We start from the raw sequence: 23652 nt of genomic DNA, 5'->3' as shown, positions 1-23652 counted from the left end.
AGATTTAGATGAATTTAGCCGGCATGATTGACCACACCTTGTTGAAAGCGGATGCGACCCAAGCAGAAATTGCCAAATTGATTGATGAAGCTAAGAAATACCAATTTGCATCGGTCTGTGTTAATCCGGCTTGGGTGTCTTATGCTGCGGAACAGCTGGCTGGCACACCGGTAAAAGTGTGCACAGTAATTGGGTTTCCGCTTGGAGCGACCACTTCGGAAACCAAAGCGTTTGAAGCCAAAGACGCGGTTGCCAAAGGGGCTACCGAGGTGGACATGGTGATTAACATCGGCGCTTTGAAAGACGGGGATGACAACCGGGTGATGCAAGATATCAAAGCGGTGGTTGACGCTGTCTCGGGCAAAGCGTTGGTGAAAGTGATCATCGAGACGTGTCTTTTGACCGATGAGGAAAAAGTGCGCGCTTGTGAACTGGTAGCTAAAGCGGGCGCAGACTTCGTAAAAACGTCGTCCGGATTTTCCACGGGTGGTGCGACGGTAGAAGATGTTGCGTTGATGCGCAAAACGGTTGGTGAGCAGTTGGGCGTAAAAGCTTCTGGTGGCGTGCGTAGCTTAGACGACATGAAGAAAATGATGGAGGCTGGCGCTACCCGGATCGGAACGAGCTCTGGTGCTAAGATTTTGGAAGGCGGTCAAGCCACTTCTTCTTATTAAACCTTCGTGCCAAGGAGGAACCGACCATGTTGAAACAGCAGCTGATCAAAGAGGCGATTGAGGCTCGCAAGCAGGCCTACACCCCATATTCACATTTTCCGGTGGGCGCCGCGGTGTTGGCTGGCGGCAAGATTTTTCGGGGATGCAATATCGAAAACGCTTCTTTTGGTTTGACCAATTGCGCGGAACGCACAGCCTTGTTTAAAGCGATTTCAGATGGCGAGCGCATCATCGAAGCGATCGCTATCGTGGCCGACACTGATGGCCCGGTGTCTCCGTGCGGAGCTTGCCGGCAAGTGTTAGCCGAGTTTTGCGATAAAAACACCAAAATCTATTTAACTAACCTTCACGGCGACACCGAGGAATGGACCATATCTCAGCTGCTTCCGGGCGCCTTTCAGGCCGGAGACATGGAGAGGGATTAATCCGCTGAGCGGTTCCTTCTCTGAAGGAGTTGAAAGCGCTTCAGACTCGGTTGCCCAATCATAGGAGAGGATTTAGTCATGAAATATATCATTGCCATTTTGGGCGTGCTTGTTGTGTTCATCTTGACATACGCGGTAAGTAACAATAGAAAAGAGATCCGTTATAAGCCGCTCTTTATCATGATTGCTTTGCAGATGTTATTCGCTTTTGCCTTGTTGAACACCGGCGCCGGCGAATTCCTCATCAGAGGGTTTGCGTCGGTATTTGAGAAGTTGTTGGCTTATGCGGCTGAAGGGGTTAATTTCGTATTCGGTGGCATGGCCAATGAAGGGCAAATGCCGTTTTTCTTGTCCGTCTTGTTGCCAATCGTATTCATTTCGGCACTGATTGGGATATTGCAGTATACTAAAATTTTGCCGTTTGTTATCAAGTATATCGGCTTGGTGTTAAGCAAAGTGAACGGAATGGGCAAACTGGAGTCATATAACGCAGTTGCTTCCGCGATTTTGGGGCAGTCTGAAGTGTTCATTTCCGTCAAAAAACAAATCGGGATGTTGCCGAAGCACCGCTTGTATACCATGTGCGCCTCGGCTATGTCGACGGTATCTATGTCGATTGTCGGCGCCTACATGCAAATCATCGATCCCAAGTATGTTGTCACGGCGCTCATTCTAAACCTATTCGGCGGTTTCATCATCGCTTCCATCCTCAATCCATATGCAGTTGCCAAGGAAGAGGATATCCTCGAAGTACTAGATGAAGAAAGACAATCGTTTTTTGAAATGCTCGGGGAATATATTATGGACGGGTTCAAGGTGGCTTTCACTGTTGCGGCGATGCTGATCGGGTTTGTGGCGATCATTGCCATGGTCAATGGGATCTTCATGGGCATCGTTGGGATTTCGTTCCAAGAATTGCTGGGTTATGTGTTCGCGCCGGTTGCGTTCCTGATGGGCGTGCCATGGCATGAAGCGGTGACTGCGGGGAGCATCATGGCGACGAAGCTGGTGTCCAATGAGTTTGTAGCGATGCTTGACCTTAGTAAACAGACGGCGCTATCTGCGCGGACGGTCGGCATTGTGTCCGTGTTCTTGGTTTCATTTGCCAATTTCTCGTCGATTGGCATTATTGCCGGCGCCGTAAAAGGGCTGCATGAAAAGCAAGGGAACGTGGTCGCCCGCTTCGGCCTGAAATTGCTGTACGGAGCGACGATGGTTAGTGTCTTGTCTGCGACGGTGGCCGGGTTGTTCCTGTGATTTTCGACTGAGGTAAGACGTCTGATTTGGTGATGGCTCATCACCTACGGGGGTGTGTCCGGCAAGCTTTAGGTTGTTTGTCCGGACATACCCCAGTTTCCGTGATTCGGCGATATTGGCTTACAGCGGTTTAAATTTTCTAAAGCGAGGAGAGAAATAAAGATGAGAATGGTCGATTTGATTGAGAAAAAACGCGATGGCGGAGAGTTGACCACCGAAGAGATCAATTTCTTTATCCAGGGGTACACCCGAGGCGAAATACCTGATTATCAAGTTAGTGCCTTAGCTATGGCTATCTATTTTAGAGACATGACAGATCGGGAACGGGCCGATTTGACCATGGCTATGGTACAGTCGGGTGAAACCATCGATCTGTCGGCGATTGAAGGGGTCAAGGTGGACAAACATTCCACCGGCGGTGTAGGTGACACAACCACGCTGGTTTTGGCTCCGCTTGTTGCCGCGCTGGACATTCCAGTGGCGAAGATGTCTGGTCGGGGACTGGGTCATACCGGTGGCACGATTGATAAGTTGGAAGCAGTGGAAGGGTTCCATGTTGAGATTAGCAAGGAGCAATTCGTGGAGCTGGTGAACAAGCACAAAATCGCGGTGATTGGGCAAACCGGTGATTTGACTCCGGCAGACAAGAAGTTATACGCCCTGCGCGATGTGACAGGCACGGTGAGTTCCATTCCCCTTATCGCCAGTTCGATCATGAGCAAAAAAATTGCGGCGGGTGCCGATGCTATTGTGCTTGATGTGAAGACGGGGGCCGGGGCGTTCATGAAGACGGTGGAGGACGCCAAAAAATTGGCTCAAGCGATGGTGCGGATCGGCAACAATGTGGGTCGCAAGACGATGGCTGTGATTTCTGACATGAGCCAGCCACTGGGTCGGGCTATCGGTAATGCGCTGGAAGTGAAGGAAGCGATTGATACGTTGCGGGGGAATGGGCCTAAGGATTTGGAAGAACTATGCCTAGCGCTCGGGCGGCAAATGGTATTTTTAGCTGGTAAAGCCGAATCGCTGGAGAAGGCAGAAAAGATGATCCGGGGTGTCATCCAAAACGGCAAGGCCTTAGAGAAATTCAAAGAGTTCCTTGCCAATCAGGGGGGCGACCCTTCCGTGGTGGATCATCCGGAAAAATTGCCACAAGCGGCTTATCAAATTGAAGTGCCGGCCAAAACAGACGGCGTAGTCGCGGAGATGATTGCGGATGAGATCGGTACAGCCGCAATGTGGCTTGGCGCGGGCAGGGCAACCAAAGAATCTGAAATCGATTTGGCGGTCGGCCTGGTAATGAACAAAAAAATCGGCGATCCAGTTAAGGCCGGAGAGTCCCTAGTGACCATCCATGCTAACCGGGAGAATGTGGATGATGTGATCGAGAAGCTTTATGCCAGCATCCGCATCGATAAGCAAGCGAAAGCGCCGGTATTGATTTATGACATTGTGACAGAATAACACGCGCTACAAAGGGCGACCAAATCATATGGATGAAAGGGTTGCGGATGACCGCAACCCCTTTTCTAATGCCTAAGAAACAAGCCTTTTCAGTCTAGTTTATCCATAATTTCCTAGCATGCATTCGGCGCAAACGACGCAATATAAGACCAACAAGACATAAGGAGGTGAAAACACATGGCACAACAAGGACGCAATCGTAGCTCCAACCAACTGCTGGTTGCTGGTGCAGCCCAAGCGATTGATCAAATGAAATTTGAGATCGCACAAGAATTTGGTGTAACCCTGGGTGCTGATACCACTTCCCGCGCTAACGGTTCGGTTGGGGGAGAAATCACCAAACGTCTGGTTTCTTTGGCTCAGCAACAACTGGGTGGCGGCACGAGCTTCTAATAATTGAATAACTGGTTCCCAGTAGCGACCCGCAAGGGTCGCTACTTATTGTGCATTAAAAAGGATTTAACACTCATTTGAAAGAATATTTCTATAGATACCTTTTCTTTGAGCTGATCTTTGGGGAGGGAATGGGATGACAACGCGTTATAATATTGCTCAGGATATCGACCGACATGCTACTGTAACTGGAAAGGTCGCGATTCATTGGCGAAATGAGGCGGGGGAAGAAAAACAAATTACATATGCCGAATTGAAGGAAAAATCCGATTCCTTAGCTCGGGGATTGGTAGCTTTGGGGCTCGCCAAAGGAGAGCGGGTGATGATCTTGCTGCCACGCGTGCCGGAAGCGTATGTTGCTTATCTGGCTTGCTTAAAAGCGGGATTAGTGCTGTTGCCGGGGTCAGAAATGTTGCGAGCTGGTGACATCGCCTACCGTATCCGGCATGCTGAGGCCAAAGCGGTGATCGCTGACGCAACCTTGACGGCAGGCGTAGATGAGGCCTTGCGCGAAATTGGAAGCGCTGCCATCCGTATCGTCCGCGGCCAAGCGCAGGGAGGATGGTTGGCGCTGGATGAATGCACAGGAGATGCCAGCATTGCCTTGCCGGAAACAACAGCGGATGACCCCGCGTTTATCTCATACACTTCAGGTACTACAGGGGGACCCAAAGGAGTCGTTCACCATCACAGCTGGGCAGTTGCCCACCAACAGACGGCTACACAAGCGTGGCTTGGCATTCAAAATGGGGACAAAGTATGGGCCACGGCGGGACCGGGTTGGGCCAAATGGATTTGGAGCCCGTTTGTTTCCACGCTGGGGGCAGGTGCGACGGCATTTGTTTACCAAGGTTCGTTTCATCCGGAAACATATCTTCGCTTGCTAGAAGAACAAAAAATCAATGTCTTGTGCTGTACGCCGACGGAATACCGTTTGATGGCCAAGTGCGAGAAGCTCTTGGAGTATCGTCTCCCGGCTCTGCGTAGCGCGGTCAGCGCCGGAGAACCGCTGAACAGGGAAGTGATCGATACTTTTCTCAACGCGTTTGGAGTGCAAGTGCGTGATGGCTATGGGCAGACCGAGAACACTCTCCTGATTGCCAACTTGACTGGAATGCCAGTGAAACTGGGTTCGATGGGCAAACCGACTCCCGGCAATCGGATCGCGGTGGTTGATGACGAGGGACAAGAAGTGAAGCAAGGGGAGGTAGGTCATATCGCTGTCCACCGCTCTTCTCCCGCCCTATTTAAAGGATATTATCAAGATCCGGAGCGGACCCAAGCGGCGTTTCGCGGGGATTGGTATCTCACCGGAGACCGAGCCAGAGTGGATGAAGAGGGTTACTTTTGGTTTGAGGGGCGGGCTGATGACATGATTATCAGCTCAGGTTATACGATCGGCCCCTTTGAAGTGGAGGACGCCCTCGTCAAACATCCGGTGGTGAAAGAATGTGCGGTAGTGGCCAGCCCTGACCCCATCAGGGGAACCATTGTCAAAGCATTTGTCGTGTTAAAGGAGAGCGTCATACCTACAGCAGAACTCATTCCCGAATTGCAAGACCATGTCAAGGCGTTGACTGCTCCGTATAAGTATCCGCGCGAGGTGGAATTCGTCACTTCTCTACCGAAAACGGCCAGTGGGAAGATTCGGCGAGTGGAATTGCGGGAATTGGAAAGAAAACGAAAAGGAACGGCTTCTTGAAAAGCGTTTTTTCTCTTCGATATAATAGATGCGATGTGCACGGTTGTTGATCAAAGGAGCTAATGTTGATGAAATCATTTACTCATGGGATGTTGTTCAACTTTCAAGAAGCGGCCAGGGAGATGTTTGCCCGGGACATCAATCGCAAAGTGAACGACTATCTGGCCGAATATCCCCAAAGTTTGTTTGGTACGATTGACTTGGACAGTGAATCGATCTATGTGTACGGCCATCTACGCCAAGCTTCGTTTGATGAGGAGGCGGACCGCTGCGAGTTTGATTATGTAGCGGCCGAGGGGGAGCAGGGAGTGGAAACCCGCCCTTACGAAGAATTACTCATCACCCACGAGGCCGGTTTTGATATTATCGAAGAGGAAGATGGGTCTCCACTTTATTACGACGTGCTGTATGTGACGTTTATGGATGACGCGACCGGGAAAGAAACAACTTATTTCATCGCCGACGAAAAACGGGTGAACCAACCCTTGGCATATGTGGGCGAGTATTGGCGGCAAGTCTCAGAAGTGGGACGCGACATCGATTTTCAGATGTCTGGATGCGGCAAAGTCGATCTCGGCAAGAGTCCGTGCGGCGGTGGAAAGTAAATGGAAAGGCAGAAGCCAACAGGCTTCTGCCTTTTTTGTGGCCCATGGGTGTTTATCGTGCGAAAGTGCAGGCGAATTTCATATTACTAAGATAAACGCTGGCGGCTGGTTAGGGGGGAGTGCGGAATGCAGCATACGCAAGCGCTGAAAGCCTTTGCCGATTGGATGAATCAATTAGTGGGAAAGCCGTTCATGGATGAAAGTCAATTGGAGCAGTTCATGTTCAAAGGGATGGAGCGTTATCAGAAGCATGGAATACCCGGCTTTATTGAATATATAAGCCAAGTCGTCCATTTGCCCATATCGCAAGAAGCGATGATGGGGTTGATGAAACAAATGATGACACCAGAAGGCATGAGTGAGATATTGAGCCAATTGAACATGACGCCACCGGCACAGGTCAATGAGCTTATGTTGAAACGAAAACAGAAGCAACCCCGCCGAGACCGATAATCACCAATGACGCTTTCTCTGTTTAAACACCGTCTGCACGATGTCGCGCATCGCCGGTGAGTTGAATATGTCCATCAAGCTGTTGCCAGATTGGATCGGTTCCTGTGCGGCTTTGGAGTCGTCCGCTTTCGTTTTCTTTTGCGCCTGGATTTTGTTTAGTTTGGCCAAAGAAGTGATGATTTCTTTCAAGGTTTCTTTGTCCTTGGCGGCAAGATGCAGGGATTGCAGCGCATGGGCAAGATCATCAAGGTGGTTGGTTGTCTTTGAGAGCCGGTTGGTCCATTTTTGGATTGTCGACCAATGGTCCACCGTGTTGTCGTCGCTGAGGGACAGTCGCAATGAATCGTCGGATCGGGGTGGTTTCGCTTTGCTCATTCGTTATCACCCGCTTTGTTTTTTGTATGTACCATATTCATGGTTTGGGCATTGAGTGCAGATGGGAGTGTGAGATCATGAATGATTCTGATTGGAGGCTCCCTTTCCCATGCAACCAAGCGTCAAGCAAGAAGCGGATACGCAAGATCTATTATTTACGAGATGGCATCCAGTTGGAGCGTTGTTTGAATAATCTGCGCCGTTTGGGTGTGCGGCCGATCCGCTATTTGTCCCATTTGGGCATGGTTATCGGGGAATATCAAGCTCCCGTAGTCCCCACAGAGTCGGTGCCTGACGTTGCTTACACGGAGCCGGATATTCGGCTGACAATCACGGAACCATATGTAGGCACCATGTTGTCAGTCAAGGAGCAAAATTTGCCGTGGGGCGTGCAGATGATTGAAGCGCCCAAAGTTTGGTCTATCAGCCAGGGGCGCGGGGTGAAAGTAGCGGTCATCGACACTGGGATTTCAGCGGATCATCCTGCGATAAAAGACAATTATCGGGGCGGGGTGAACATTTTGTCCCCTTATTTTGCCCCTCAGGATTACAATGGGCACGGCACCCATGTGGCGGGGATCATCGCTGGCAACGGGGCGGGCTTGGGCATCATCGGGACGGCGCCAAAAACGGAAGTATATGCGGTGAAAGCATTCAACCGCAAGGGTAGCGCCAATTTGTCCGATTTATTGAGCGCCATCAATTGGTGCATTGAAAACGGTATGCAAGTGATCAACATGAGTTTCGGCATGGAAAAATTGAGCGAATCGTTGCGTCAAGCGATTCAGATCGCCCACCGCCGAGGTATTGTGATGGTGGCGGCCACAGGGAACCGGGGCCTCCCGTCAAGCATTGATTTTCCAGCTCGTTACCCAGAGACGATCGCCGTGGCTTCTGTTTCGCGTGAAGGTGTCTTATCCCGCTTTAGCAATATGGGCAAAGACGTGGATCTCGCCGCACCGGGGGAGAGGATTCCGTCGGCGTGGTTAAACGGGGCCAAGCGGGAAATGAGTGGCACTTCCATGGCCGTGCCGCATGTATCTGGCACGATCGCCCTCTTGCTCCAACTAAACCCTTATCTAAATCCTGAGCAAATTCGTTACATTTTGTTGCAGTCAGCGCTGAAGACATCGCGGTTGGAACGGGTGAGTGTGTTGAATTCATACCAAGCGGTGGAGTTTTATCGCAGGTTTTGGAAACGTTAAAAAATGAAAGGGCGGGGCTTACTCTTGACGGGAGGAGCTCTGCCTGCTCTCCAACTCGCTTATTCGGACAAGCCCGTACACTCCACACAAAATTGTCGCTGGTGGGATGTGGGAATCCCCTCCCTCTTTTTCCTTGTGATGTGATACACTAATAACGAGTTGGAAATGCACTATATGTTGCAAAGGATTGAGTGGTGGCATGTTTCAAGGCAGACGCAAAACTAGCTCAGCCGGGCTACTCTCCGGACGGTTACACGGATTGTGGCTCATTGTCATCCTGTTGTTCGTCGTGTTAATTCTACGCCTTAGTTCGATTCAGCTGGGGGCTGGAGCTGAATACAACCAGTTGGCGGTGGAAAATAATTTTAAGCAGGTGCCGCTGGTTGCATCGCGGGGGAAGATCTATGATCGGAACGGCAACATATTGGTTGAGAACCGTTCTCTGTTCACCGCGATTTACCTCGAACCGGACAGCGATAAAAAGAAAAAACTAGCAACGGCTAAGGAATTGGCCAATGTGTTAAAGATGCCGCTGAAAGATGTGCTGGAAGCGATGGATATCGGTTTGGATGCCAAGGGGAAACCCACCATGCGAAAACAGCCGCCTTACTTTCCTAAAAAACTGAAGGACCGCTTGTCCGATGAAGAGATCGTGAAGATTTCGGAAAATCCGGATCGGTTTCCGGGCGTCAACATCTTTTCCGAACCGTTGCGCCAATATCGGACGGACAGCATCGCCGTCCAAACGATCGGTTATGTGCGCCCGTACGCCGGGGCAAAAACCTCGATGAAGAAGTACAAAGCCGTGGCAGCGCAACCGAATCAAGCGGGTTACTTGGATTGGGAACAAGTGGGGATAGACGGCATCGAATACAGTTATCAAGATGAATTACGAGGAAAAAATGGTTACCGCTTAGTGAGGGTGAACTCGCAAGGGAAATTGGTTGAGGTATTGAAAGAAGTGTCCCCTAAACCGGGCAATGACCTGATAACAACCCTTGACCAGGATATGCAGTTAGAAGCGGAGGCGTTTGTGGAGCAACACCTGGCCCGCCTGCGCACGCAAGCGGGGAACAAACGTGCACCATATGCCCGCAACGCCTATGCGGTGGCAATGGAAGTAAAAACGGGGAAAATCAGGTCGATGGTCAGCTATCCTGATTACGACCCCAACATCTGGAACGGAAAAGTGGGAAGCGGGGATTATCGGAACCTTAGCTTTGTCATCAATAACGGCACGATCCGAGAGGCGCCTTACGATGCCCGGGGATCTGCCTCTCCGCAATCGGAAGTGAAGCGCCACCCATTTTCCGTCTTACCGTCAGGCTCCACCTTTAAACCCTTGACGGTGCTGATGGGCATGATGGAAGGAGTTATTAAACCGAACACCTATTGGCGCGATCCAGGCGCTTTTTATTACGCCAAAGCGACCCCACCGGTGCGTAACTCAGGTCGCCACAATTACGGCCTGCTTGATCCCGTCAAAGCGATTCAAAAATCGTCCAACACGTTTATGGCTTGGTTGGCAACCAAGTGGTACCGCAGAGACAAGTTGGAAGCCGTCGAGAAGTTTGAGCGGTTGGCCCATGCCTTTGGATTGGGTGTCAAGACCGGCGTTCCCTTGCCGCGCGAACAAGATGGTTTGGAAGACTACAAGATCATCGCTAAGCGGAATTCGGGTATGGGTGCCATGGCGCTGGCTTCGTTTGGGCAAGCGCAGCGGTATACGGCATTGCAGTTAGCGCAGTATATGCAAACGTTGGGAAACAAAGGAACGCGCTTACGTCCGCAATTGGTTGAAAAAGTGGTGAATCCCACCACCGGGAAGACGAAAGAAATCAAACCGGAAGTGATGCAACGCACCCCGATTAAAGAGAACTACTACCAAACGGTAGTTCGCGGCATGGTACAAGTGACCAAGCCGGGGGGGACCGCGGCGGAACTGTTCAACCATTTGCCGTTTGATGTAGCGGCCAAAACGGGAACATCAGAACAGGACATTCCAGGTCGCGGACGAGTGGAAAATTCGGTGTTCGTCGCTTTCGCCCCTGCGAATGATCCGCAAATCGCCGTGGCCGTGATTGTGCCCGAAGGGGGTTATGGTGCGGTGGCGGCAGGTCCCATCGCCGACCACTTGATTACTTCTTACTATGAGAAGTTCATGAAGAAATGAGGTGGTTGTTTTTGCGGCGAAATGGTTTGATCAAACGCCTCAGCATCTATTTCCTAAATGGGTTGCTTGTGTTTTTGCCGATTGCCCTCACCGTTTACCTCGTTCGTTACATTTACCAGCTTCTTAACAACTTAGGCATGAATTGGGCAGAAAAGGTGCTACCTTGGTCCTTTCCAGGGATGGGGTTGCTCTTTGTCATCGCTTTAATTTTGGTTATCGGTTTTTTGACCAAATTGTGGCTAACCAAAAAACTGTTTGATATGATTGAGGCGATATTAGATAAAATCCCCCTGGTCAGAGATTTGTACGGAACGCTCAAAGATACCATCCATTCGTTTATCGGTGAAAAGAAATCGTTTGACACCGTCGTGTTTGTTCACCTGGGCGGTTCGCGCAAACTCGGTTTTTTGACGGTGAAAGCGCCGGTATTTCGTACGGCGGACGGCAAAGAGTACGTGGGGGTTTATTTCCCGCAAAGCTATCAATTTTCAGGGGATTTACATTGGTATGAGCGGGAACAAGTGGAAGAATTGGATATGTCGGTGGATGACGCCCTGCGGCTCATCATTTCCGGCGGCGTCACACACAACCATAAATCCCATCTGCCATAACGGCGGATGGGATTTATGGATGAAGCATGTACCACAAGCTTGATTATTGTTGGTTGTTACGCTTTTTAGCCTCGGATTGTTGGTTTTGTTGGCGGACCTGTTGTACGTTGGTTTCGCTAGCGAACTCCGTGTTGAAGCCTCCTGCGGTCGCACCAGACATGCGGCTAGCTTGAGCGGATTGTTGGTTTTGTTGGCGGACTTGTTGCGCGTTGGTTTCGCTGGCGAACTCAGTTGCAAAACCGCTGGAAGTACCTTGAGCGGATTGCTGGTTTTGTTGGCGAACTTGCTGTGCATTGGTTCTCGATTGTTGTGGAGTAAAGTTTTTGGTGTTCATCTTTTCACCTCCTTGTCGCTTATTATGGTGTCCGGTTGAGGTGAAGATATTACTGCCGAAATTTTCCTGTGAGGAGGATCATATGAAGCAAAGCATAACCAAAGCGTTTTGGCGGGGGTTGCCCAAAAAAGGGCTCTCGCGCCTGATGGGAAAGGTGGCGCGGCATCCGTTCAGTCGTCACCTGATTCCCTTGTACATACGTCATTTTGACATTGACCTGGCTCCTGTAAAGAAGCCACTTGACCAATTTGAGCATCTGCTCGACTTTTTTGTTCGCGAGCTTCATCCCGAAGCACGCCCGATCTGCGGTGGGAAAGCCCAAGTGGTGAGCCCAGTGGACGGCACTGTGTCGGAGGGTGGGACGATCACGGAGGGGCGGTTGATCCAAGCCAAGGGGATTTCTTACTCATTGTCCCAATTGTTGGGTGGGAATGAGGCCGCGGTGAAACGCTTTGATGGCGGGCAATTTGTAACCATCTATTTAAGCCCGCGGGATTACCACCGCATTCACATGCCGATTGCCGGGAGAGTTGTCTCATCCACCTACATACCGGGTGAGTTGTATCCCGTCAATGAAATGGGCATCCGGCTGGTGCCGGGACTATTTGCAGTGAATGAGCGGGTCATCACTTATATTGAAGGAGAGAGTGGTCTCACGGCGCTCATTAAAGTGGGGGCCACCAATGTCGGTAGCATCAAAGTGACCTACGATCAAGCGATCGCCACCAATCCCAAACCGAGCCGACCTTTCGCGCACAAGGATTATGCTACTCCAGAACGCTTGGCCAAAGGAGCGGAGGTGGGGCGGTTTGAGTTCGGTTCCACTGTGATTCTTCTGTTTGAACCGGGACAAATCGAGTGGAGCATTCCTCTGGCCAAAGGAACGAGCGTGCGGATGGGGCAAGAGATCGCCCGATTGGTCAGATTGGAGGAGGAAGCTTCTTGTTCAGACACACATTGATTCCGGTTCGGCGTTTTCCACAGCTATTTCCTGTTGTGACAGGCATCATCTTGGTTCAAATTGTCGTCTTCCTCATGTATACTTTAAGCGGCAAAGGCTTTGGTCCGGCTACTTGGGTCCAATTTGGGGCATTTGTGCAATGGCGCATTCAGGATGGTGAGTATTGGCGGTTGGTCTCTTCCCTATTTTTGCACGTCCATCTACTTCAATTGTTGATGATGGGAGTTTCCTTGTATTTGTTTGCGCCCCAATTGGAATGGCTGTTCGGCAAGCTCTCATTTTTATTCATTTATTTGTGCGCGGGAATCGCTGGATATTGGGGCATTTATTTGACTGACGTCGACGGGGTGATTACCGGAGCCAATGAAGCGATTTATGGCCTGTTAGGCGTATATCTGTTTTTGGCGTTGCGGGGGATGATCCACCCCGTCATGGGCCGGATGGTTCTCGTTTTCGTGGTATTCAATTTAGCATTTGGTTGGAGTCTGCTGTTTGGGCATATTGTCGCCCTGACTACGGGCTTCGTCTTGGCGATGATTTTCATTCAGTTCAAAAGTATGCAGTCTGATCAAGATGAAGAGGATGATTGGCAGTAGGGGTGGAGCATTCCACCCCTTTTTCATATTCGAGGGGCAGTTGGTTAAGCTAAGACTGGTGAGCTAACCTATGCGACGAATAAACACATGGAGTAAACTGGATCGTTCAGCATGGCTATTGTTGCTGGAAAACGGCTTGTTTGCCGTAGCTACTGCTTTGTCTGGAACATTTGTCAATGTCTTTCTGTGGAAGATCAAAAAAGATTGGAGCATGATCAGCTGGTTTAATCTCATCCATTTCGTGGTGGCGGCTCTTACTTTTGTCGTGGCCGGATGGATGGTGAAAAAGGTTGACCGCGTGGTGTCGATTCGCTTGGGAGTGGCCATCTTGTCCTTGTTTTATTTGGTGGTTTGGCTGCTTGGCAAAAACGCGGCTTCTTATGTCTACTTGCTCGGCGCGCTGCTGGGGTTGGGAGCGGGGTTTTTCTGGCTGGCCTACAATGTGCTTTATTTTGAAATCACTGAGCGGGACAACCGTGACATTTTCAATGGAGCGAATGGACTGATCACCTCCATCACGGGGATCGTTGCCCCGTTTATTTCCGGTTTGTTGATCCGCAACATGGGACAGGTCCGCGGCTACCATTTCATTTTCGGACTGTCGCTATCGATCTTCCTAGCGGCGGTAGTGGTCAGCTTTTTATTTAAGGCTCGATTGGCCCGGGGAGAATTCCAATTAGCCCGGGTGGTGCGTCTATTGGGGAAGCGTGATGCCCATTGGCGTTATGTCGGTCTGGCTATGGCCGCGCAAGGGTTGCGTGAAGGGGTGTTCTCCTTTCTCATCGGTTTGTTGGTGTATGTCACAACCAAAGATGAATTCACTGTGGGTAGTTTTTATACGGTGGGCTCCCTTGTGTCTATGCTGTCGTACTTTGTGGTCGGCAAAATGATGAAACCGAAATCACGCAATATGTTTATCTTGGTTGGGGCCTTGATGATGGGTTTGGTCATTTTGCCGTTTGCGTTTCACATGAGTGAATGGACCATGTGGGTGATGGGTGTGGGTGGCGCGCTATTTTATCCGTTTTACCTGGCACCTCTCACTTCTACTGTGTTCGATGTGATCGGCGAGACCAAACAATCGGCGGCCTTACGGGTGGAGTATGTGGTTTCGCGGGAGTTGATGTTAAATGTGGGACGTGTCACGGGTATTTTGCTCTTTATTTTGTGGGTCGCCCAAATCAAGGATCCCACCGAGTTGCGGTGGTTTGTGCTGGTTATCGGTTTTACTCAATTGCTGACATGGTTGGCGATTCGCAAGGTGCCGCTGGTTGGACGGGCGAAGAAACGGTTGCCCGCGAACCCGGCACATCAGGGAACGGGGCGTTAACGCCCCTTTTTTGTGTATTTTACTAGATGAACGGGTAAAGAAGATGGACGGTTGCACATATGATGGTTAGAGCGCGTTCGGCCATTCGAGTTGACCGGTAGGCAGAAGTCTCCGGATGAAGGGAGAGGAGAGCGTGTTATATTATTTTGCATACGGTTCATGCATGGATGAAGAGAGCTTCAAAGGGACGGTGGGCGAAGGGCGCTATCAGGTGCTTGGCGCGGCGACGCTTCCCGACCACCGGCTCGCGTTTACCATGTACAGCGAATATCGGCAAGGGGGGGTGGCAGACATTGTGCCGGCGCCAGGAGAAGAGGTAGAAGGTGTGCTTTATCGCCTCGATCCAGAAGCCTTGCCGGATTTGGATAAGCGGGAAGGCGTGGATGTCGGCCATTATCGGCGCATTTGCGTGAAGGTGCGGCATAGGGAAAGTTGGATCGAAGCGGAAACATATACGGTGGTTAACAAATCGGAGGAAGAAATCCGGCCTAGCCTCGCTTATTTGCGTTTGATTCATCAAGGGGCCGTTCAGCAACTGAGCGAATCATACCGTCTCCGTTTGGTGGAACACTGGCGCGAACGGTTTGGGGTGCATTCGGTTTTTAAATGAATTGCTTTTCTTGAGAAAGTCAGGCTCATTTTCTATACTGAAGCTGAAAACATCTGAGTGGGGGCGTGGTGAATGGATGCGACATAAAGAGATTTTTGAGAAACAGAAGGAGTTTTACCTGACGGGGAAAACCAAGGAGATCGCCTTTCGCTTGGAGAGCTTGCGCAAATTGCAATCTGCCATCAAACGATATGAGCCTGACATTACCACCGCATTGAAAAAGGATTTGCACCGTTCGGAGTTTGATGCGTATTTGTCGGAAATCGGACCGACGCTGGATGAGATCAAATATGTTAGCAAGCGTTTGAAAACATGGGCCAAACCGAGAAAAGTTCCAACACCGCAAGTGCTGATGGGATCGAAGAGTTATGTGTATCCTGAGCCGTATGGGCTCACCCTGATCATTTCACCTTGGAATTATCCATTCAATCTTGCGGTGATGCCGCTGATTGGAGCGATTGCAGCAGGGAATTGCGTCACGCTCAAGCCATCGGAATGGGCACCGCATACGTCCCAAGTGATCATGCAAATGATTAAGGGGATTTTCGAGGAGGAATACATTGCGGTGATCGAAGGAGATGTGGAGACGAGCAAAGCGCTATTGGATCTGCCGTTTGATCACATCTTCTTCACCGGAAGTGCGCAGGTAGGCAAAACGATTATGGAAAAGGCGGCCCAAACGTTGACTCCGGTGACGCTGGAGCTGGGGGGCAAAAGTCCGGTGATCATCGATAAAGATGCCAATATTGAGCTGGCTGCCCGCAGAATTGTGTGGGGCAAATGGCTGAATGCGGGCCAGACGTGCGTCGCGCCGGATTATGTGTTGATCCATGAGGAACGCAAAGATGTGTGGTTGGCGCAGTTGAAACAAGAAATCGCGCGGTTTTACGGGACAGATCCGCTGACAAGCGAGAATTATGGGCATATTGTGAATGAACGCCATTTTTCGCGATTGGAGGCGTTCTTGGCTGATGGGGAGATCGTCATTGGTGGCAAAACGGATGCGCAACGGCGTGTCATTGAGCCGACGGTGTTGACGGGAGTGAGCTGGGAGGCACCGGTGATGCAGGAAGAGATTTTTGGGCCGATTTTGCCGGTGTTTACTTATACCGATCTGGATGAAGCGATCGCGGAAATCCGCAAGAAGGAAAAGCCGTTGGCGTTGTACTTTTTTTCGGAGAATGAGCAAAACCAAGAAAAAGTGATTCGTTCTTTGCCATTCGGTGGCGGTTGCATCAATGACACCATCGTTCACATCGGCAATCCACATCTGCCGTTCGGTGGTGTTGGCACGAGCGGTTTGGGTAATTACCATGGAAAGTACAGCTTTGATTGCTTCAGCCATGAAAAAGCGATTGTTAAGCAGACGACGCAGTTTGACATGCCTTTGCGATATTCTTTCACTAAGAATGCGCTCAACTGGCTGAAAAAATTTTACGGCTGATAAGATGGGAAAGGGATTCGCCAGTACTAGGCGAATCCCTTTTTTGTTTATTCATCTCCAGTGGCGACCGGATTGTTTTGGTGTGAAATCCAATCACTCCAACTGCCGGCGTAAAGCTTAACCTGTTGGTAACCGGCCTCCATGAGGGCGATGACATTGGGGGTCGCTGTCACCCCAGAACCACAATAGACGATCACTTCATGTTCTTTGGAAATGCCGGCGAAGTGTTCAGCAAGCGCTTCTTTCGATTTGAAACGCCCGTCAGCGAGCTGGGTTTCTTTGAAGAAATAGTGTTTCGCGCCCGGTATATGCCCGGCCACGGGATCGATTGGTTCCTGTTCGCCGCGGTAACGTGCGCCTTCGCGGGAATCGATGATCATCGTGTGTGGGTCGTTAAGCTTAGCCTTCACCTCTTCCATGGAGGCCATCCAGCGGTGGTTGATCTGTGGATGAAAGGTGCGGGGCTGTGCTGTTGGCCGTTCGGCGGTAATTGGCAATCCTTGTTTTTTCCACAAGGAGTAAGAGCCGTTCAACACTTTTGCCCGATGGTGCCCGAAATAATGAAGCAACCACCACAAGCGTCCAGCCATGGCTCCCCCTTGGTCGTCATAAGCGACGACAGTGACGTTTTCTCCGATGCCGATGGCCCCTGCCTTGGCGGCGAACACATGGGGGTCAGGCAGGGGATGACGTCCGCCGTGGACGGATGGGGGAGCGGACAAGTCTTGGTCAAGATCCAGATAAAAGGCGCCTGGGATGTGATCACGGAGATAAGCCTCCTTCCCGGCGGTAGGTTGTCCAAGCTGGAAACGGCAATCCACGATAATCAATTGCGGATCGTTCAGGTGGTTGTGTAGCCATTCAAGAGAAACGAGCTGAGTCATGAGCCGTGTCCCCCTTTCGAGATATGAACTGGTCAAGCGGGTAATGCGCGATAATGCCTGACATGGCTGTTAGCGAAAATGGAGTGTCCAAAGGACGTTTGATCACTTTCTCCGTTATGTTTCAGCGATTTGTAAAACAGGGGATTGATGGCGCTTTCGCTTCACCGTTTTTCGATGTATTCACTAACGAAAGATTCCCCGTCACGGTAAAAACGCGGATCAAAAATGCCCAAGCGTTTGCTGTCGTTGACGACGACGACAAACGGCGACCATTCGTAGAGAACCTTCGCTTTGGGATTCTGATTGAACAAGGGGGACAAATCGGTTTCTTCATGCGATTTGAGCGCAGCCAATGGTCGGCTGGTCGACCATACGGTGGCATCCGTCAATTCCACTTGGTTTCCGGTTTTGCCGATCACCCGAAAATGCCAAGGAACAAAGCTGGCCGCCAGTTCGACGCGGTCATAACGCAGCTCGGCCCGTTGTTCTACAATCAACCCTTGTGCCGTTTGGATGCTGAAATGAAGGAGCATTCCCAAAGCCACCCATTGGAAAATTCGCTGTTTTGGGATGTGTTTTTTCATATAAGAGAACAAAAAACCGGCTAGGAAGAGACCCCAAAAAACGAAGTCGACAATGGGAAGGGTTCCCAAGGTGATGCGAGCGGAGGAAAACGGCTCAAATAAGCCGGTGCCCCAGGCGTTGAAACAATCGACAAAATCATGCAGAGCGACTCCGAACAAAGACAGGTGGAAGAAGCGCCAGTCTGTCACTTTGAACATCAGCCGCACCAAAACGTAGATCAGCAAAGCCCAAATGGGAATGAACAACAAGGAATGGGTTAGCCCGCGATGCCACATCTGTTCCATGATGCGGCCCGTTTCAGTTACGCGGACAACCACGTCGATATCGGGGATTTGGTTACTGACCAATGACACAAACAACAGGGATTTCCCCTCTTCGGCGGGAATGTCCTCTTTTTTTAAGCACCGATACATCGTATAGCCAAATAGGCCGTGTGTGATTGTATCCATTGTGTCGCCTCACTCTGTTTGTTGGAAGTTCATCATTTATTATAAAGGATATAAAAAAATCGTCATATGACGATGGAATGGAAACAATATCAGACGAGAGTGAGTTTTTAAAGCGGTGGTTGTTTCTGGCAAGCGAATGGTAAAGACGAAAAGCCAAAAGCGCTAGGGATGATTAGAGATATGGGAGATGCTGTATTCGCCAGGCCCAGTGAACATGAGGGAAATGGCGTTCACTATGATCAAGGCATCAAATTCGTACCCATCAATGAAGCCTTTGGCCCCTTTGACAGTGATGATGGTGCCGCACATCAGCAGAATGGTGCACAATCCGGCTAACCGGATGTGAATCCCCAGGTAAAACGCGATGCCACACAAAGTTTCCAGCGTGGCGATGCCATAGGCGGACAAGGAGGGAAAAAGAACGCCAATCAGCTCGAAAAATTCCATGGTTCGGCTGATGAACAAGAGTTTTTGCAGTCCGTGGGCGAAAAGGATGCTCCCAAGGCCGATGCGAAGCAACAAGGGAGCAAGTGCGTTGGGTTGTACCATGATTTTCTCCTTTCTGTGTCTGTCATGCACCAGTGTGACCACATTCTACCTGCCGATTGTTGAAGAATGATGAAGAGATTTTTAAAAGCTAACAAAAAATGCGGCTCCGCCTTTCGGCTGAACCGCGTTTCAATGAGATGAAGAAGTAAATGTTGAATGGATTTATTTATATTTTTACAACTCTTCCTTCGTGTGCGCTAGCGATTGCTGCCGAGATGACTTGCATAGTTATCCGCGCTTCTTGAGCTGAGACGGGTACATCGGCTTGTCCCCTGATCGCTTGGGCCAATTGTTGATAGTACGTTTCATATCCTCCGGTCAGGGTAGGAACGGTGCCTTGCATCTCCACCCCTTGCACGGTGGTGGAGAGGGTGGCTTGGAATTCCGGAGATTCCTGGCCCCACCCGGGATCACCTGGTTTCATCCCTTGTTTCAACATTTCTTCTTGCGGGTCCATCCCGTATTTGGTCAATGTGCCAAGGCTGCCGTGCACCTGATATCGCGGCCCTGGTGCTTTAACCAGACAGCTAGCACGCAAGATGGCACGCAACCCGTTTTCGTATCCGAGGATGAGATGGAAGCAATCGGTTACTTGGGCTTGCGGGCGTTGCATCAAGAGGTCAGCCCACACTGTCTGAGGTGGCCCGAACAATTGGATGGCCTGATCGATCAGATGAGGCCCGAGATCGTACAACACTCCGGCTCCTGGCACATCTTGTTCACGCCAACGAATGCGCACCTCCGGACGGTACCGGTCAAAATGCGCTTCATATGTATGAACCGTACCGAGCAAACCTTGCTCAACTACCTGTTTGACCGTGAGGAAATCGCTGTCGTAGCGGCGGTTGTGGTATACGCTTAGGATGCGGTTTTGCTCGGCGGCTAGTTTGATCAATTCATCGGCTTCAGCGACATCGATTACGAAGGGCTTTTCGATCACCACGTGTTTCCCGCTCAGCAAGGCTTCTTTGGCGTAAGGGAAATGCGTGTCGTTAGGCGTGGTGATCACGACCAACTCGATGTCGGGATGATCCCACAACGCACGGGGGTCGGCCAGTACCTCTACTTGGGGGAGCCGACGATGCACTTTGCTGGGATCAGAAGAGACGACATGAGTCAGGTTGAGTCCAGGCACCTGTGTGATGACGGGGGCGTGAAAGGTGGACCCCGAGAAGCCAAAGCCGATTAGTCCAACTTGTATTGGTTGCAATGGTATCACTCCTTGCATCAAACATGAGGTTGATAGAGATGGACAGTGAGCAGAAAGTCTTGCCAGTAAAGCGGCTGAGAGCCGATGTTTTATCCACAAACACCGGTAGCGGGCAACGCGTTGGCTCGCTTTTCCCACTTGAGCGATGATGCTCGTGGGGATTGCCTTTTATCATAGTGACGATTTGTTGATTAACCTCTTGCCAGCACTGCCATATTTGTTATTATAGCATTACGGGTTAACCAAGCAGTAAACGCCGGGAATATATCCCTGAATGGTTGGTTTATCATGACCAACAAGAAAAATGATTATCATTTGATGATTATATAGGTTTTTTAGCAGGATATATAGGTCATTTTGTGGAATATTATAATAATTGCCAAAATAGTTCTTGGATGTTGAACAGGTGAGGTCGAGGAGGAACGAAGGATTGAGACCGCGAGTCGTAGTGACCAAAGACATAGGGAAAGAACCGTTGGCCCGGTTGGCTAAGCATGCTGAAGTGGTGCTGTTGCCGCCGGGATGGACGGCTGTGGAGCTGATCCATCATTTGCAAACGAGCGAGGCCTTGCTCTGCAACGTGACTGACACCATCGACAAGGCTCTGCTTCGCGCTTGCCCTGGTTTGCGGATGATCAGCAATTACGGAGTGGGATTCAATCATATCGACATCGCTTGCGCCCGCGAACAACAGATTATCGTGACCAACACGCCCGGGGTGTTGACGGAAGCCACGGCTGATTTGACATGGGCGTTGCTTTTGGATGTTTCGCGGAGGGTGAGTGAAGGCGACCGATTGGTGCGCGAAGGGAAATGGGCCGGTTGGGAGCCTTTGTTCATGTTGGGAAGGGAAGTGTCCGGCAAATGCCTAGGCATCATAGGCATGGGGCGCATCGGGCAAGCGGTGGCACAGAGGGCCAAAGGTTTTCGGATGCCAGTCATTTATCATTCGAGACGCCGCTTGCCAGAAGAACGAGAAAAGGAGCTAGGGGCTCAATATGTCGATTTGGAGCAGTGTTTGAGCGAGGCTGATTATGTTTCCATCCATTGTCCTTACACGCCCGAGACCCATCATCTGATCGGTGCGGCCGAATTGGAACGGATGAAGCCCACGGCGTTTTTGGTCAACACGGCCCGCGGCCCGATTGTGGATGAGACCGCCCTGATCAAGGCATTAAAGGCTGGGCGCATCGCTGGAGCCGCGCTGGATGTATATGAAGATGAGCCTTATGTGCCTATGGAATTGCGGCAATTGGAACAAGTGGTGCTGGCTCCCCATCTGGGTAGTGCCACAGAGGAAACCCGCTTAGCGATGGCTGATATGGCGGTGAACCATTTGATCGCCTATTTCCAAGGAGAGACTCCGCCCAACGTTGTCTGTTGACCAAAAAACTTTAAGTGATCACTTGGAGTATTGATATAAATGTGCTAATATATTGTCCAGCTTGGCTTTTTAGTGAGGATTGCTGATGCAACATCACTAAATGGATGTGAAATCGTTACCAATGAATCTTTTGATCTGCGTAAAGTGACTAGGAAGTATGCATAATACTGGCTGGTTTGGCATATGCATTTGACGGGGATCTATCACATTTGCAAGCTTATGTGATTAAGGAGGAAACGTTTGATGTCTCAAAATAAAAAAGAAGTTTTATTAACTGAAGAAGGCCTAGAAAAAGTAAAACAAGAACTAGAACTCCTAAAAACGCAGAAGCGCCACGAAGTAGCTGAACGCTTGAAAGAAGCGATCGCGCAGGGAGACCTCAGCGAGAATTCGGAATACGATGCGGCGAAGGAAGAGCAAGCCTTTATCGAATCACGGATCATTACATTAGAGAACATGATTCGCAATGCGAAAATCATCGCTTCCAATCAAAACACGGGAGTGGTGAGTGTCGGTTCCAAAGTGACGATTGAGGAAATTCCGGATGGGGACAAGGAAACGTATACTATCGTGGGCAGTGCGGAATCGGATCCCTCTTCATTTAAGATTTCCAATGAATCTCCGATCGGCGCAGAACTGATCGGCAAAAAAGTGGGCGAAGTGATCAACGTATCCACTCCGGGTGGGACGATTCAATTTAAAATCATCGAGATCGAGTAAAGTAAACCCCCGTTAGCGCGGGGGTTTTTTTACGCATGTCCAGAAGCGGAGCATAAGTCTAAAGAGATTGTAAACTTCAAATGTTTTATTTTTGCGAATCCATTGTAAAAAAGTTTGAAGCTGGATCAACGAGAAGGAGGAAGCGGCTCCCCAAGAGTGGGCAGGACTTGGACCTGCACTTGGCGGAGGGGTGCCTTCGTGCATGAGCGAAAACAGGGTGCGCAGACGATACAGATCCGTTTGTCGGCGCAAGCGGTGTGAGATGTCCGCCGGGGAAAACGGGTCCTCTCACTTATTGATGATGTGCGGCTTAACGCTACGCAAGAAGGCTTCAATCCGCGCAATGTCTTCCAACGCGATTTGGTTTTTCCGCAATGCGCTGTTGAGGTGTTTAATGGCGATTTCATACTCCTCCGACGTGATGTTCAAACCGCTATGTGCTTTGCGCAAGGTATTTCCTTCATAGTGCATTGGCCCGCCCAACGCGTAACTCATGAAATAGGTGACTTGGCGGCGCTTTAGCACATCCATGTTCACGCCGATGAAGTGATGGTTGACACGGTCGTCTTCAAGCATGCGATCATAAAATTCATTGATCACGATGGTGATCAATTCTTCCCCACCCAGTCTCTCGTACAAGGTGCTTCGCGTGCTTCTCAGCATGATGGGTCCCCCATTCCCAAGTGGAATAGACTAAAAATTTAATCAAATGAATGCGGATCAAGTTCTCTAAATCATTTATGTAAGTTCTAGAACATCATTTGAAACTTAAAAGGAAGCAATTCATTCATTTTCCAAAAACGCCCATTTTACCGATGATTGGTTTGTCAGAGCATCATTGATCAAAACGTGCGCAGTTATAAAACCTCAACGGGGTCTTTTCATATTTTCAAGTGCAAATAGAATGTTGCGTCAATGTTTGATAAATTTCGTATATCATCATATGATATTTTTTACATTTGCGCAATGGTATTTCTATTTCATTAGAGCGAATTAAGTCCCATGTTAACCATGGGACTTAATTAAATTCTTACTCATTATCATGATTTCCTGCTTGGCTATACATTTGTTGAATGGCGTTTTGCACGTGGCGGATGCCCTCATCCAGACTGGAGTCCACCGAAAAGGAGGATTCCCCTGGCTGGGGGGAGAAATGGAGTTCCGTCTCTTGGCGGGGGTTGTGCATTGAAAGTCACCTCCTGAAGCGGGTGTGGTGTTGACAATGGTTAACCTATCACCGCGCCTAATCGAATATGCGT

Annotated in this window: 26 protein-coding genes; 18 read left to right on the top strand and 8 right to left on the bottom strand. The window is 50.1% G+C overall.

The genetic code is table 11. The features are described 5' to 3' along the window. Window positions 1-8 precede the first annotated feature (8 nt). The 8 genes from deoC to CLV36_RS01855 all read left to right on the top strand — a co-directional run bounded on the left by deoC (window position 9) and on the right by CLV36_RS01855 (window position 6973). Window positions 9-674, top strand: coding sequence for a deoxyribose-phosphate aldolase (deoC, locus tag CLV36_RS01890; protein WP_106341556.1), 666 nt, complete (start codon window positions 9-11; stop codon window positions 672-674). Window positions 675-703: 29 nt separating this feature from the next. Further along, window positions 704-1099, top strand: a complete 396-nt coding sequence (locus CLV36_RS01885) for a cytidine deaminase (protein ID WP_181352792.1) — start codon at window positions 704-706, stop codon at window positions 1097-1099. Window positions 1100-1177: 78 nt separating this feature from the next. After that, window positions 1178-2356 (top strand): NupC/NupG family nucleoside CNT transporter, encoded by a 1179-nt coding sequence (locus tag CLV36_RS01880; protein WP_106341554.1) that lies wholly within the window; start codon window positions 1178-1180, stop codon window positions 2354-2356. A gap of 162 nt (window positions 2357-2518) precedes the next feature. Further along, entirely contained in the window at window positions 2519-3820 is a 1302-nt protein-coding gene (locus CLV36_RS01875; RefSeq protein ID WP_106341553.1) for a pyrimidine-nucleoside phosphorylase, read from the top strand. A 177-nt stretch (window positions 3821-3997) separates the two neighbouring features. Further along, window positions 3998-4213, top strand: coding sequence for an alpha/beta-type small acid-soluble spore protein (locus CLV36_RS01870; RefSeq protein ID WP_022736790.1), 216 nt, complete (start codon window positions 3998-4000; stop codon window positions 4211-4213). A gap of 136 nt (window positions 4214-4349) precedes the next feature. Beyond that, window positions 4350-5915 carry an acetate--CoA ligase gene (locus CLV36_RS01865; RefSeq protein WP_106341552.1) on the top strand — a complete coding sequence of 522 codons (1566 nt, stop codon included), beginning with the start codon at window positions 4350-4352 and terminating at the stop codon, window positions 5913-5915. A 68-nt stretch (window positions 5916-5983) separates the two neighbouring features. Continuing rightward, the gene (locus CLV36_RS01860; RefSeq protein ID WP_106341551.1) at window positions 5984-6520 is read left to right on the top strand and encodes a hypothetical protein; all 537 of its coding nucleotides are present in this window, start codon (window positions 5984-5986) and stop codon (window positions 6518-6520) included. 126 nt (window positions 6521-6646) lie between these two features. Then, on the top strand, window positions 6647-6973 hold the full coding sequence (locus CLV36_RS01855) for a hypothetical protein (RefSeq protein WP_102993097.1): 327 nt from the start codon (window positions 6647-6649) through the stop codon (window positions 6971-6973). Here CLV36_RS01855 and CLV36_RS01850 read toward each other — a convergent pair whose 3' ends face one another. Continuing rightward, window positions 6974-7348, bottom strand: coding sequence for a hypothetical protein (locus tag CLV36_RS01850; protein ID WP_146130572.1), 375 nt, complete (start codon window positions 7346-7348; stop codon window positions 6974-6976). It abuts the gene before it with no gap. Between the two features lie 77 nt (window positions 7349-7425). Between CLV36_RS01850 and CLV36_RS01845 the strand changes: the two genes are divergently transcribed. The 3 genes from CLV36_RS01845 to CLV36_RS01835 all read left to right on the top strand — a co-directional run bounded on the left by CLV36_RS01845 (window position 7426) and on the right by CLV36_RS01835 (window position 11337). Beyond that, window positions 7426-8553, top strand: a complete 1128-nt coding sequence (locus CLV36_RS01845) for a S8 family peptidase (protein WP_181352770.1) — start codon at window positions 7426-7428, stop codon at window positions 8551-8553. Window positions 8554-8752: 199 nt separating this feature from the next. Then, the gene (locus tag CLV36_RS01840; RefSeq protein WP_106341548.1) at window positions 8753-10726 is read left to right on the top strand and encodes a peptidoglycan D,D-transpeptidase FtsI family protein; all 1974 of its coding nucleotides are present in this window, start codon (window positions 8753-8755) and stop codon (window positions 10724-10726) included. An 11-nt stretch (window positions 10727-10737) separates the two neighbouring features. After that, entirely contained in the window at window positions 10738-11337 is a 600-nt protein-coding gene (locus CLV36_RS01835) for a DUF502 domain-containing protein (RefSeq protein ID WP_022736783.1), read from the top strand. Between the two features lie 43 nt (window positions 11338-11380). Here CLV36_RS01835 and CLV36_RS01830 read toward each other — a convergent pair whose 3' ends face one another. Next, complete coding sequence (locus tag CLV36_RS01830) at window positions 11381-11671, bottom strand: gamma-type small acid-soluble spore protein (RefSeq protein ID WP_102993092.1); 291 nt, start codon at window positions 11669-11671, stop codon at window positions 11381-11383. 82 nt (window positions 11672-11753) lie between these two features. Here CLV36_RS01830 and asd point away from each other — a divergent pair, with 82 nt between their 5' ends. The 5 genes from asd to CLV36_RS01805 all read left to right on the top strand — a co-directional run bounded on the left by asd (window position 11754) and on the right by CLV36_RS01805 (window position 16612). Then, window positions 11754-12632 carry an archaetidylserine decarboxylase gene (gene asd / locus CLV36_RS01825; protein ID WP_106341547.1) on the top strand — a complete coding sequence of 293 codons (879 nt, stop codon included), beginning with the start codon at window positions 11754-11756 and terminating at the stop codon, window positions 12630-12632. Next, a complete protein-coding gene (locus CLV36_RS01820) occupies window positions 12614-13228 on the top strand; it encodes a rhomboid family intramembrane serine protease (protein WP_106341546.1) in 615 nt (204 codons plus the stop codon). Before asd ends, CLV36_RS01820 begins: the two co-directional genes overlap by 19 nt. Window positions 13229-13298: 70 nt before the next feature. After that, complete coding sequence (locus tag CLV36_RS01815; RefSeq protein ID WP_102993089.1) at window positions 13299-14558, top strand: MFS transporter; 1260 nt, start codon at window positions 13299-13301, stop codon at window positions 14556-14558. Window positions 14559-14691: 133 nt separating this feature from the next. Next, the gene (locus CLV36_RS01810) at window positions 14692-15168 is read left to right on the top strand and encodes a gamma-glutamylcyclotransferase family protein (protein WP_181352769.1); all 477 of its coding nucleotides are present in this window, start codon (window positions 14692-14694) and stop codon (window positions 15166-15168) included. A gap of 76 nt (window positions 15169-15244) precedes the next feature. Continuing rightward, the gene (locus CLV36_RS01805; RefSeq protein ID WP_106341545.1) at window positions 15245-16612 is read left to right on the top strand and encodes an aldehyde dehydrogenase; all 1368 of its coding nucleotides are present in this window, start codon (window positions 15245-15247) and stop codon (window positions 16610-16612) included. A gap of 47 nt (window positions 16613-16659) precedes the next feature. Here the strand turns inward: CLV36_RS01805 and CLV36_RS01800 are convergent, their stop codons facing one another. The 4 genes from CLV36_RS01800 to CLV36_RS01785 all read right to left on the bottom strand — a co-directional run bounded on the left by CLV36_RS01800 (window position 16660) and on the right by CLV36_RS01785 (window position 20289). Then, window positions 16660-17496: a sulfurtransferase gene (locus tag CLV36_RS01800; protein ID WP_106341544.1), complete on the bottom strand. Its 837-nt coding sequence runs from the start codon at window positions 17494-17496 to the stop codon at window positions 16660-16662. Between the two features lie 161 nt (window positions 17497-17657). Next, a complete protein-coding gene (locus CLV36_RS01795) occupies window positions 17658-18530 on the bottom strand; it encodes a metal-dependent hydrolase (protein WP_106341543.1) in 873 nt (290 codons plus the stop codon). Window positions 18531-18692: 162 nt separating this feature from the next. Further along, a complete protein-coding gene (locus CLV36_RS01790) occupies window positions 18693-19079 on the bottom strand; it encodes a DoxX family protein (protein WP_106341542.1) in 387 nt (128 codons plus the stop codon). 166 nt (window positions 19080-19245) lie between these two features. Next, on the bottom strand, window positions 19246-20289 hold the full coding sequence (locus CLV36_RS01785) for an oxidoreductase (protein WP_219904884.1): 1044 nt from the start codon (window positions 20287-20289) through the stop codon (window positions 19246-19248). Window positions 20290-20719: 430 nt separating this feature from the next. Between CLV36_RS01785 and CLV36_RS01780 the strand changes: the two genes are divergently transcribed. Together CLV36_RS01780 and greA are read left to right on the top strand one after the other, a co-directional pair. Next, window positions 20720-21673: a 2-hydroxyacid dehydrogenase gene (locus tag CLV36_RS01780; protein ID WP_106341540.1), complete on the top strand. Its 954-nt coding sequence runs from the start codon at window positions 20720-20722 to the stop codon at window positions 21671-21673. A 243-nt stretch (window positions 21674-21916) separates the two neighbouring features. Beyond that, complete coding sequence (greA, locus tag CLV36_RS01775) at window positions 21917-22393, top strand: transcription elongation factor GreA (protein WP_022736771.1); 477 nt, start codon at window positions 21917-21919, stop codon at window positions 22391-22393. Window positions 22394-22681: 288 nt separating this feature from the next. Here greA and CLV36_RS01770 read toward each other — a convergent pair whose 3' ends face one another. Further along, window positions 22682-23056: a group I truncated hemoglobin gene (locus CLV36_RS01770; protein WP_102993081.1), complete on the bottom strand. Its 375-nt coding sequence runs from the start codon at window positions 23054-23056 to the stop codon at window positions 22682-22684. Window positions 23057-23423: 367 nt separating this feature from the next. Continuing rightward, the gene (locus tag CLV36_RS17110) at window positions 23424-23579 is read right to left on the bottom strand and encodes a hypothetical protein (RefSeq protein WP_181352768.1); all 156 of its coding nucleotides are present in this window, start codon (window positions 23577-23579) and stop codon (window positions 23424-23426) included. Between the last annotated feature and the right edge of the window lie 73 nt (window positions 23580-23652).

The sequence above is a fragment of the Laceyella sediminis genome, from assembly GCF_003003125.1.
Taxonomy (GTDB): Bacteria; Bacillota; Bacilli; order Thermoactinomycetales; family Thermoactinomycetaceae; genus Laceyella; species Laceyella tengchongensis.
Note: the sequence above shows the minus strand (reverse complement) of the source record. Positions and strands in the feature narration are given on the sequence as shown.